Annotated in this window: 2 protein-coding genes; both read left to right on the top strand. The window is 29.5% G+C overall.

Annotated features, from left to right (window positions below):
* Positions 1-1,079 (top strand): hypothetical protein (locus AB4329_RS22180; protein ID WP_372139298.1); only part of this gene is annotated, 1,079 nt, incomplete at its 5' end.
* A 68-nt stretch (positions 1,080-1,147) separates the two neighbouring features.
* On the top strand, positions 1,148-1,966 hold an 819-nt coding region (locus tag AB4329_RS22185; RefSeq protein ID WP_372139299.1), incomplete at its 3' end, for a glycosyltransferase family 2 protein.

Raw genomic sequence — 1,966 nt, forward strand, 5'->3', positions numbered from 1 at the left:
GTTTACTTAAGCTTAAAATTTATTTTTTAAAATTAAATAAAGAAAGCGTTTATATAAAATTAGGCAGGTTTTCTAGTTTAAGGGAAATGCTATCTTCAAAACTATGTGGATATAATCTGGTTGTTAGTCGAAATGGTGCAACTTGTAAATTATACTCTTATATTTTAAAGCTTAATGTTGATTGGATTTCATTATTAGTAAGAGGGGGAGTTGAAAAAAAGGTAGTGCATATGTTAGAAAATATATGCAACGATAATAATATTGATATGTTGGAATTGAAAAAAATAGAGATAGACCTAAAAATTGAACTAGAATTTGCTTTGAAATGTATTGAAAAATATGATGTTAAATATGCTTTCTTAAATGGTGATTTTGAATTTAGAGACCGTTTGTTTGTAATGGCTATGAACTTATCAAAGAGAAAAACTTTCGTTTTCTGTCATGGATATGTACAAGATCCGTTATTCATCTCTATAAACCCATTTATTGTAAGTAAGTACCTGATGTGGGACTGTCACCAAGTGACTTTAATGGAAAAGAATGGTGTTGAAAAAGACAGATTGATTGATTTTGGTTACCCTAAGAGCATTACAGATAATACTAATCATAAGAATTCAATTATTTTTTGCTGTGAACCTATTATAGATAATGATGTACTAAATGAAGATTATATTTCTTTACTCAAGGCTATCACTATTGATTTAGATTCGCCTATATTTGTTAGACTACATCCCAAGGAAACCAAGAGTACTTTATTAATAGCAGAATTAAATAAGATTCCTAATATTAAGATAAGCTCACGAACGCTTAATGAAGATTTTGACCGAGCCAAATTCGTTATAGGTACAAACTCGTCTACTTTAGTAGAAGCTTTATACAATGGAATTAATTCAATTCAAGTTAAAGAGTTTAAAAAATATGACTTCCCTGGAGTTAGCGTCCTAAAAGTTGAAAATATTGTAAATGTATTAACAAGTAAAGATGACTTTTCTTTATATAGAAATAGTATCAATGAACCTTCTATTAGACTAGATTCTAGAATAGATATGTTAATATCTAGTCAATTAAGCGATCCATAATAAAGTTGAATCTAAATTGCTAATTATTTGGACTTAATAAAATATTATAATTGTGGAGGAGAAAATTAATGTCATATTCGGTAGTTATCCCTACTTTCAACTCATCATCAAGAATTGAAGAGAGTATTATTTCTGTTTTAAAACAGAGTGTACCTCCAGTCGATATTTTTGTAGTAGATGATTGCTCTGATGATATCAATGAATTACAAAATGTATGTAAAAAATACGAAATAATTAAAGTAATATCAAAAACAGTAAAGTCGAATGCTGCCCACTCGAGAAACATAGGGTGGCTTGAATCAGAGGCTGATTATGTTTTGTTTTTAGATTCAGATGATCTTTGGACTCCTGTCCATGCTGAAGAATGTTTGAAGGTTTTTGATGAAAACAAAGAAATCATGTGTGTCTTTGGCGCCTTTCATATTAAGATATCACCGAATGCTAAAGGGATTAAAAAGACTATTGGTGCATTTGAAGAGAATAAAAAAGGCTATATTTTTGAAGGCGGCAATGATTTTAGAACAAGTACTGTTGCGGTAAGGCGTAAGCTTTATGATTTTGTACATTTCGATTCATCAGCAAAGAAGCATCAAGATTGGGATCTTTATTTGTCATTAATAAAAAGTGATTCTTTGGTCAAACAGAATAAAGAGCCGACAGTAATTATCAATTGTTATGGAGGATATAGAATGAGCAGCGAGAATAATTTGGATGCTTCTTTTCAATTTTTAAGTAAATGGTGGGATTTCTTAAACTCAAATAGTAAGTCATTCATCATTTTTCTGCTTGTTAAAACAGCAATATTAAGTAATAAATGTGAAGAAATTAAAGAAATAAGATCTCGGTATTATTATTTTCTGATTCATGAGTCATCTATAAAACTGAAG

The sequence above is a fragment of the Vibrio sp. 10N.261.54.A5 genome, assembly GCF_041471145.1.
In the GTDB taxonomy this organism is placed as follows: domain Bacteria; phylum Pseudomonadota; class Gammaproteobacteria; order Enterobacterales; family Vibrionaceae; genus Vibrio; species Vibrio crassostreae_C.